The sequence below is a fragment of the Cryobacterium tepidiphilum genome (assembly GCF_003716325.1).
Lineage (GTDB): Bacteria > Actinomycetota > Actinomycetes > Actinomycetales > Microbacteriaceae > Cryobacterium > Cryobacterium tepidiphilum.
On record NZ_RDSR01000024.1, the window covers coordinates 42,685 to 51,562 of the forward strand.

11 protein-coding genes, 1 tRNA gene and 1 pseudogene are annotated in these 8,878 nt (G+C 68.7%); 11 read left to right on the plus strand and 2 right to left on the minus strand.

The window, feature by feature from the left end:
* Nucleotides 1–41: 41 nt before the first annotated feature.
* Nucleotides 42–314, minus strand: coding sequence for a DUF4031 domain-containing protein (locus EEJ31_RS12415; protein WP_123046610.1), 273 nt, complete (start codon nt 312–314; stop codon nt 42–44).
* A gap of 212 nt (nt 315–526) precedes the next feature.
* Here EEJ31_RS12415 and rplU point away from each other — a divergent pair, with 212 nt between their 5' ends.
* The 10 genes from rplU to EEJ31_RS12465 all read left to right on the plus strand — a co-directional run bounded on the left by rplU (nt 527) and on the right by EEJ31_RS12465 (nt 7,361).
* A complete protein-coding gene (gene rplU, locus EEJ31_RS12420; RefSeq protein ID WP_123046611.1) occupies nt 527–835 on the plus strand; it encodes a 50S ribosomal protein L21 in 309 nt (102 codons plus the stop codon).
* A gap of 18 nt (nt 836–853) precedes the next feature.
* Nucleotides 854–1,111 (plus strand): 50S ribosomal protein L27, encoded by a 258-nt coding sequence (gene rpmA / locus EEJ31_RS12425; protein WP_123046612.1) that lies wholly within the window; start codon nt 854–856, stop codon nt 1,109–1,111.
* Nucleotides 1,112–1,187: 76 nt separating this feature from the next.
* Nucleotides 1,188–2,768, plus strand: a complete 1,581-nt coding sequence (gene obgE / locus EEJ31_RS12430) for a GTPase ObgE (protein ID WP_123046613.1) — start codon at nt 1,188–1,190, stop codon at nt 2,766–2,768.
* Nucleotides 2,765–3,589, plus strand: coding sequence for a glutamate 5-kinase (gene proB, locus EEJ31_RS12435; protein ID WP_123046614.1), 825 nt, complete (start codon nt 2,765–2,767; stop codon nt 3,587–3,589). The genes obgE and proB overlap by 4 nt, the downstream gene beginning before the upstream one ends.
* 9 nt (nt 3,590–3,598) lie before the next feature.
* Nucleotides 3,599–4,864 (plus strand): glutamate-5-semialdehyde dehydrogenase, encoded by a 1,266-nt coding sequence (locus EEJ31_RS12440; protein WP_123046615.1) that lies wholly within the window; start codon nt 3,599–3,601, stop codon nt 4,862–4,864.
* 55 nt (nt 4,865–4,919) lie between these two features.
* Nucleotides 4,920–5,150, plus strand: a complete 231-nt coding sequence (locus EEJ31_RS12445; RefSeq protein WP_123046616.1) for a hypothetical protein — start codon at nt 4,920–4,922, stop codon at nt 5,148–5,150.
* Nucleotides 5,151–5,206: 56 nt separating this feature from the next.
* Nucleotides 5,207–5,809, plus strand: coding sequence for a nicotinate-nucleotide adenylyltransferase (nadD, locus tag EEJ31_RS12450; protein WP_199727348.1), 603 nt, complete (start codon nt 5,207–5,209; stop codon nt 5,807–5,809).
* Nucleotides 5,806–6,789: a hypothetical protein gene (locus EEJ31_RS12455; protein WP_123046617.1), complete on the plus strand. Its 984-nt coding sequence runs from the start codon at nt 5,806–5,808 to the stop codon at nt 6,787–6,789. The genes nadD and EEJ31_RS12455 overlap by 4 nt, the downstream gene beginning before the upstream one ends.
* Nucleotides 6,790–6,836: 47 nt before the next feature.
* Nucleotides 6,837–7,214 (plus strand): ribosome silencing factor, encoded by a 378-nt coding sequence (gene rsfS, locus EEJ31_RS12460; RefSeq protein WP_123046618.1) that lies wholly within the window; start codon nt 6,837–6,839, stop codon nt 7,212–7,214.
* Between the two features lie 71 nt (nt 7,215–7,285).
* Nucleotides 7,286–7,361: transfer RNA gene (locus EEJ31_RS12465), tRNA-Ala, on the plus strand.
* Between the two features lie 71 nt (nt 7,362–7,432).
* Here the strand turns inward: EEJ31_RS12465 and EEJ31_RS12470 are convergent.
* Nucleotides 7,433–8,101 carry an SDR family oxidoreductase gene (locus EEJ31_RS12470; RefSeq protein ID WP_123046619.1) on the minus strand — a complete coding sequence of 223 codons (669 nt, stop codon included), beginning with the start codon at nt 8,099–8,101 and terminating at the stop codon, nt 7,433–7,435.
* Between the two features lie 315 nt (nt 8,102–8,416).
* Here EEJ31_RS12470 and EEJ31_RS12475 point away from each other — a divergent pair.
* Nucleotides 8,417–8,878, plus strand: a pseudogene (locus tag EEJ31_RS12475) (hypothetical protein); the annotation flags it as partial.

Genomic DNA, 8,878 nt, shown 5'->3' on the forward strand with positions numbered 1-8,878 from the left:
GCGAACGTGGGGGTGCCGCGGGTGGCAGGGCGGATGCGCGACTACAGCCCGCGACGCTGGCGCGCGGTGACGCGCAGCCCGCTCGCCACCAGGCGCCGCACCAGCTCGCCACTGCCGACCGGTACGGCGCCGGCCGCGACCAGGTCGGCGTAGCTGCGCTCCGGAACGTCGTAGTGGTCGAGGTCGAAGCCACGGCGGGGGACCCCGTTCGCGGCGGCGAACGCGTGTAACTCGTCAAGCGAGCTGTCGCTCACCAGGTGCGACCACAACATCCCGTGTGCCGGCCAGGCGGGGCGGTCGATCAGCACGGTCATGGCATCATTGTACGAACACGGTCTGCGAGCCCGGCCGCCGGTTTGACCGCCGGTGCGGCCATCAGCTAAAGTAGACCGTTGGTGTGCGCGGGGCCTGAGCTCGCGCGTTTGCCAGGGTTTTCTGATTGGCGGGCCGGTACGGCTTGATCATTCCAGTAACTTTCCATCATAGGAATCGGGGCCTCGCGGCTCCCCAGAGATAGGTACGTAAAGTGGTTTACGCAGTTGTGCGCGCCGGTGGGCGGCAGGAGAAGGTAGAGGTCGGGACCATCGTCACGATGGACCGCATCAAGGCTGACAAGGACGGCAACGTCGAGCTGGCCGCCGTGCTTCTCGTCGACGGCGACAACATCACCTCTGACTCCAAGTCGCTGGCCGATGTCAAGGTCACCGCCCAGGTCCTGAACGACCTCCGCGGCCCGAAGATCATCATCCAGAAGTTCAAGAACAAGACCGGGTACAAGAAGCGCCAGGGGCACCGCCAGGACCTCACGCGCGTCCAGGTCACCAAGATCGCCTAGGCCTGAGGAGAAGAACAGATGGCACACAAGAAAGGTGCGAGTTCCACTCGCAACGGTCGTGACTCCAACGCGCAGCGCCTCGGCGTGAAGCGCTTCGGCGGCCAGGTCGTCAGCGCCGGCGAGATCCTCGTCCGCCAGCGTGGCACCCACTTCCACCCCGGCGCAGGCGTCGGCCGTGGCGGCGACGACACGCTGTTCGCCCTCGAGGCGGGAGCCGTCGAGTTCGGCGCCAAGGGCGGCCGCAAGGTCGTCAACATCGTGGCGGCCGCCGAATAGGCAACCACTTGTTTCAGCGTGAGGGCGGGCTTCGGCTCGCCCTCACGTCTTTTTCAGCCACCGGAAAGGGGCACCCATGGCCACGTTCGTTGACCACGTGACGCTGCATCTGCGAGCGGGCAACGGAGGGAACGGCTGTGTCTCGGTGAAGCGCGAGAAGTTCAAGCCCCTCGCCGGTCCCGACGGCGGCAACGGCGGCGACGGCGGCGACATCGTGCTCATCGCCGACCCGCAGGTCACCACGCTGCTCGGCTTCCACCGCGCCCCGCACCGCAGCGCAGGCAACGGCGGCCCCGGCATGGGCGACTACCGCAACGGCTTCAACGGTGAGACCCTCGAACTGCCGGTGCCGCTCGGCACGGTGGTCAAGGACGCCGACGGCAACGAGCTCGCCGACATGACCGAGCCCGGCTTCCGGCTCGTCGTCGCACCCGGCGGCCAGGGCGGGCTCGGCAACGCGGCCCTGTCGAACACCAAGCGCAAGGCGCCCGGCTTCGCGCTGCTCGGCACGCTCGGCTTCGAGGGCGACGTGCAGTTGGTGCTCAAGACGGTAGCGGATGTCGCACTGGTCGGCTTCCCGTCCGCCGGCAAGTCGAGCCTCATCGCGGCCATGTCCGCGGCCCGGCCGAAGATCGCCGACTACCCGTTCACGACCCTGCACCCCAACCTCGGTGTCGTGCAGGCCGGCGAGGTGCGCTACACCGTGGCGGACGTTCCCGGGCTCATCGAGGGCGCCAGCGAGGGCAAGGGCCTCGGCCTCGAGTTCCTGCGCCACGTCGAGCGCTGCTCCGCGCTCCTGCACGTGCTCGACTGCGCCACCCTGGAGCCCGGCCGCGACCCGCTCAGCGACCTCGACATCATCCTTGCCGAGCTCGCCGCGTACCCCGTGCCCGAAGGGCAGACGCCGCTTCTCGAGCGCCCGCAGCTCGTCGCGCTGAACAAGATCGACGTGCCCGAGGGCCGCGACCTCGCCGAGCTGGTGCGACCCGAGCTCGAGGAACGCGGATACCGCGTCTTCGAGATATCCACCGTGAGCCACGAGGGGCTGAAGCCGCTCAGCTTCGCGCTCGCCCAGCTCGTGGAGGCCGGCCGCACCGCCGCCGCCGTGACGGCCGAGAGCAAGCCGCGTATCGTCATCCGCCCGAAGGCCGTCGACGACGGTGGCTTCGTGGTGCGCGTCGAGGGTGGTTCGTACGGCGACCTGTACCGCATCCTCGGCGCCAAGCCCGAGCGCTGGGTGCAGCAGACCGACTTCACCAACGACGAGGCCATCGGCTTCCTCGCCGACCGGCTCGCGAAGCTCGGCGTCGAAGACGAGCTCTTCAAGGCCGGCGCCGTGGCGGGCTCAACCGTCGTCATCGGCCCCGGCAGCGGCGTGGTCTTCGACTGGGAGCCCACCCTCACCTCCACGGCCGAGCTCATCACCGCCCCGCGCGGCACCGACGCCCGTCTCGACGAGACCGGTCGCCGCACCAGCAACCAGCGCCGCGAGGAGTACTTCGCCCGCATGGACGCCAAGGCCGCCGCGCGCGCCGAGCTCATCCGGGAGCGGGAGGCCGGCCTCTGGCACAGTGAGGGCGAGGAGTTCACGACGCCCGACGCCCCTGCCGAGACCGGCGGAGGCACGGACGGCGGTGCCAAGGGCGAGAACGAGTGACCGTGCGCGAGCGGGCCGGCATCGCCGCGGCCACGCGCATCGTCGTGAAGGTCGGCTCGTCGTCCATCAGCGGTGACAACGCCGACCAGATCACCCCGCTCGTCGACGCGCTGGCCGCCGCCCACGGCCGGGGCGCCGAGATCGTGCTGGTCTCCTCCGGGGCCATCGCCACCGGGATGCCGTACCTCCAGCTCGACGAGCGCCCCACCGACCTGGCGACGCAGCAGGCCGCGGCATCCGTGGGACAGAACCTGCTGATCTTCCGTTACCAGGACAGCCTGCGCCGCTACAAGATCATCGCCGGCCAGGTGCTGCTCACCGCCGGCGACCTCGACAACCCGGCGCCGCGCAGCAACGCGCAGCGCGCGATGGAGCGGCTGCTCGGCCTTCGGATACTGCCGATCGTCAACGAGAACGACACCGTGGCGACGCACGAGATCCGCTTCGGCGACAACGACCGGCTCGCCGCTCTCGTCGCCACGCTGATCAAAGCGGATGTCTTGGTGCTGCTGAGCGACGTCGACGCCCTCTACACCAAACCCCCGCACCTTCCCGGCGCCGAGCGCATCGCGCGCGTGGGTCTCGGCGAGAAGCTCGACGGCGTCGAGTTCACCGGGTCAGGCAGGTCGGGGGTCGGCACGGGCGGGGCGAGCACCAAGGTCTCAGCGGCACGTCTCGCCGCCGACGCCGGCACCGGCGTGCTGGTCACGGCGACCGGGCTCGTCGCCAAGGCGCTGGCCGGAGGGGCTGTCGGCACCTGGTTCGAGCCGGCCGCCCAGCACGCGGAGCACCCCGAGCACCTGGTGCATCCGCTCCCGTAAACTCGACTCATGTCCGAGCCCACCGAGCCCACCGTTCTCACGCCCATGCTTGAGGCGGCCCGCACCGCCTCCCTCGCGCTCGCGGGCGCGACCACACTGCAGAAGAACGCAGCCCTGCAGGCCATCGCGGACGCGCTGCGGCAGAACGTGCCCGCGATCGTTGAGGCCAACGAGCTCGACCGCACCCACGGCCGGGAGAACGGCCTCGCCGCGGGCCTCCTCGACCGGCTCATGCTCGACGAGTCCCGCATCGAGGCGCTCGCCTCCGCCGTGACCGCCATCAGCGGACTCACGGACCCCGTCGGCGAGGTGGTCACCGGCAGCAGCCTCCCCAACGGCGTCAAGATCAGCCAGGTGCGTGTGCCGTTCGGCGTGGTCGGCGCCATCTACGAGGCCCGCCCGAACGTCACGGTCGACATCGCGGCCCTGGCGCTCAAGAGCGGCAACGCCGCGGTGCTGCGCGGCGGGTCGGCCGCCGAGAACAGCAATCGCGTGCTCGTGGGTCTCATTCAGCAGGCCCTGGCCTCGGTGGGTCTGCCCGCCGAGAGCGTGCAGACCATCGACCCGTTCGGCCGGGAAGGCGCCGCGCTCCTCATGAAGGCGCGCGGCTACGTCGACGTGCTGATCCCGCGGGGGAGCGCGAACCTCATCAACACCGTGGTCGCCGAGTCGAAGGTACCCGTCATCGAGACGGGCGCGGGCGTGGTGCACGTCTTCCTCGACGAGAGCGCCAACGCGCAGTGGGCCGAGGACATCGTGCACAACTCCAAGGTGCAGCGACCCAGCGTCTGCAACGCCCTCGAGACGCTGCTGGTGCACGAGAAGGCCGCCGACCGGCTGCTGGGGCCCGTGCTCGGCCGGCTGGCGGCATCCGGTGTCACCATTCACGGCGACGAGCGGGTGCAAGCCGCATTCCCGGGTGCCGTCCCGGCGACGGAGGACGACTGGTCGACCGAGTACATGAGCCTCGACCTCGCCGTGCGCGTCGTGGGCTCCCTCGACGAGGCGATGGAGCACATCCGCCGGTATTCGACCCGGCACACCGAGTCGATCATCACCTCCGACGTCGTGAACGCCGAGCGGTTCTTGAACGAGGTCGACGCGGCGGCCGTCATGGTCAACGCCTCCACACGTTTCACCGACGGGGGAGAGTTCGGCTTCGGCGCCGAGGTCGGGATCTCCACGCAGAAGCTGCACGCCCGCGGCCCCATGGGCCTGCCCGAGCTCACCAGCACCAAGTGGATCGTCCGCGGTATGGGCCAGGTGCGGGTCTAGTCCCCAGTAGACTGGTGCGGGCGGCTGCCGGCCCCACGCTTGATCGGAGTAATTCATGACATTCGCAATCGCTTTGCTTGCTGCTGAGGAAGAGCACGTCGCCCTGGCGATGCCGATCTGGGCGTACGGCACGATCCCGCTGGTGCTGTTCGGCGTGCTCGCGTTCGTTCTCTGGAACTACCGCAACGTCGCCCACCGCCACGTGATCAAGGCCGAGGCCTATGCGGCCACCCACACCGGCACCACCGGTCCCGACCACTCCATTCCGCCGTACCCCGGCCACTAGCCGGCGCGCCCGATCGCAGCGGCGACAGAATCGGTCACGTGGTCATCGACTCCGCAGTGGACCCCTCGTTGAAGCGAGGTCCGCGCATCGGCATCATGGGTGGCACCTTCGACCCCATCCACAACGGCCACCTCGTCGCCGCCAGTGAGGTGGCGCAGAGCTTCGGGCTCGACGAGGTGGTGTTCGTGCCCACCGGCCAGCCCTGGCAGAAGCACGATGTCACCGAGGCCGAGCACCGCTACCTGATGACGGTCGTCGCGACCGCGTCGAACCCGCAGTTCACGGTCAGTCGCGTCGACATCGAGCGTGGGGGACTGACCTACACGATCGACACCCTCCGTGACATCCACCGGGCCCGGCCCGATGCTGAGCTGTTCTTCATCACCGGCGCCGACGCGGTCGCCCAGATCCTCGGCTGGAAGGATGCGCACGAGCTCTGGGAGTTGGCGCATTTCGTGGCTGTGAGTCGCCCGGGACACGAGCTCAATATTTCGGGTTTGCCCAACCAGCACGTAAGCTTGTTGGAGGTTCCGGCGCTGGCGATCTCGTCCACTGACTGCCGGGCGCGGGTGAGCCGAGGCTTCCCGGTCTGGTATCTCGTCCCTGATGGGGTCGTCCAGTACATCGCAAAGCATCACCTGTATCGGAGCGTGGTATGACGTTGGGTAACAACCCGCAGCCTCTCACGCGTCGGCAGCTGCGTGAGCAGGCCCGTGCAGAGCAGCCCACAGCGGATGCCGAGGCCGGCAAGGCTGCCGCCCCGGCCAAGCGCATGGTCCGGCCGACTGCCCCCAAGGGTGACAAGCAGCCCGCCGCAAGTTTCACCGAGCTGATCGAACAGGTCGAGGCTCCGGCGAGCACCACGCCGTCCGGGTTCGCTCCGCGCACGCCGGAGTCCGTCGCATCCGCTTTCAAACGCCCATCGGGCGGTGACCGGTCGGAGACGCCCGAGCGCACACTGACCCGACGCGAGCTGCGCGAGATGATGGCCGCCAAGACCGCCGAGAGTGCTGCCGACGGTGTCGGCGTGAAGCCCGAGCTGACGCCCGAACCCACCCCGGCCCCGGCCTCGAAGACTCCGCCGGCTGCGCCCGCGCCCGTGTCTGAGGCGCCGATCCCGGCACTCGACCCGGTACAGCAGGTGCTGCGTCCCACCGTGGCCCCGCGCCCGCTGCTGGCCGACGCCCACGATGACGAGCCGAGGACCGCGGAGCCGTTCGACCAGCTGATCTCGCGTGGTGCGAGTGTCAGCGTCACTACCAGCAACACGCTCATCCTCCCGTCGATCCCGCAGCAGCCGTCCTCCGGGTCGGCGATGTCGATGACCGGTGAAGTGCTCATCACCGGCTCCATCGACCTGCCGCGCGGCTTCGGGTCGACCGGTGCGCCGGCGGACCGCTTCGATACCGCCGAAGTCGACCGCATGCTCGACCAGGCCGACGAGAGCACCCAGACGAGCAATGTCGCGCCGGTGAGCGCGAGCCGGGCCGTCAGCACCCACACCTCCACGCGGGGCGTGATGACGCCGCCGAAGAAGCACATGGTGTCGCTGCCCATGGTGCTGGCCATTACGGCCGGCGTTCTCCTGGTGGGTGTCGTGACGCTGTTCGCTGCCGGGTACCTGTTCCAGATCTTCTAACAGCTGATGCTTTTCCTCGAAATTCCCCAAGACGTTAGGTTCACCCGATGACCGCTTCCGCTCACGCGCTCGAGCTTCTTCAGGTGGCTGCCGCCGCCGCTGACTCGAAGGCGGGCGAAGACCTGGTCGCGCTCGACGTGTCGCAGCCGTTGCCGCTGGCCGACGTGTTCCTGCTCGTCACCGGGCGCAACGAGCGCAACGTGGTCGCCATCGCGGGCGAGATCGAGGACAAGCTCATCGAGCACGGTGCCAAGCCGTTGCGTCGCGAGGGGCGTGCCGAGGGCCGCTGGATCCTCATCGACTTCGGCGACCTCGTGGTGCACGTGTTCCACGAAGAGGAGCGCATGTACTACGGCCTGGAGCGCCTGTGGAAGGACTGTCCGGTCATTCCCCTGGAGCTGCCCGTGGCCAAGATCGAAGAGTAGCTCAATTTCGTGTTGGGCCCTCGGGTGCTGTAATCTAATCAAGTTGTTTCGGAAGTTCAGGAACACAATCTGGGTCTGTGGCGCAGCTGGTAGCGCACCTGCATGGCATGCAGGGGGTCAGGGGTTCGAGTCCCCTCAGATCCACCAGAACGCAGAACATGAGACGCCCCGGCCATCGGCCGGGGCGTCCTTGTGTGTTGCGTGGGCTTCGATCCAGCTCAGGATGCCCGCGGGTTGACGAACGCGTCGAGCGCATCATGGATCGGCATACTTCCGATGTTGAAGGGGATGAAGAACCCTGCCGTCGCCGGCATCGACAGGACCGTCGCGGCGACCGCAGCGACATCCTGACGTGGCACCGTCGCACTCGTGTGCTGGTCACCGACGTCGATGAGGCCGGTGGGCGGGTCGGCCGTGAGGGCACTGGGTCCCAGGATCGTCCACTGCAGGGAGCTGCGCCGCAGGTAGTCATCGGCGGCCGCCTTCGCCTCCGCGTAGGCGTGCATCGGGTGGTCCGCGGGCACTCCGTGGTCCGCGCGGGCGCCGAAGTAGGAGACCATCACGTAGCGCTTCACGCGAGCCGCGGCAGCAGCATCCATTGAGCGGATGGCCGCATCGCGGTCGACGACCATCGTTCGGCGCGGGTTGCCGCCACCTGCGCCCGCTGACCACACGACGGCGTCGTGGCCGGCAAGGAGGGTCTTCAGGTCGTCGGTGTCTAGCTGCTCAAGGTCGGCGACCACCGGCACGGCACCGGTGCGCGCGACCTCGTCACGGTGTTCGGGGTTGCGGAACACGGAGCTGACATCGTGCCCTTCGTCGATGAGCAGCCGCGCCAGGTGCAGGGCCACCTTGCCGTGGCCACCGAGGATGGCGATCCGGGACATGTTCTTGCTCCTTCGGGTGTGCGATGGGCGGCTCACTTCTACGATGGCACCACGGAGCGGTTGTGGCGAGTCTGTCGTCAGAGAAGGGTGCGGGTTGGTCGGCAGCGTTCGCAAGACGTGGTCTGTGACCTCACGCGTGGGCGATTCCGGGTGGCTGCGCCGGTCGACTTCGCGAGTAGCGGTATCAAGACACGCAATCGCCCTGTGGTCGCCGAGGCGCTTCTCGTCGTCCTCCCCAGGTCTTGGTCGAAAGAAGTTGTGCACAGATTGTCGTCTGTAGCTTCTAATGTCGGTGGCTGCTGTGATGATTGAGGCATGCTCAGCATAGAAGCTGTCTACACAGGCCTCACCGGCACCCTCGCCGGCCACGCGCTCACGGCCGCGTCGTTCGACCAGGTCCCCGACGCCGACCTCGAGGCGACGATGGCGGCGATGACGGGTTTTCAGCGGATGGTTGAGGCCCACGTCGCCCTCGGCGCGGCGGCGCTCGCGAAACGGTCGGCTCGGGAGCTCGGGCAGAACGGGCTCGCGTGGCGGAAGGGCCACGCGTCGCCGGAGGCGTGGCTGCAGACGATTTCCGGCTCCTCCAAGACCGCCGCCCGCCGGCAAGTGGCCGTGGGACGGATGATTGCCGAGGCCGAAGCCGCCCGGAACCTCGACGAGCAAGCCCAGGAGCACCCCGAGGACGAGGTCCTGGCCCGGCTCGCCATCGACGCGCGGCCGTGGCACGCCGCGCTCGGGGACGCGGTCGCGGCCGGGCGAATCGGCGCGGAGACC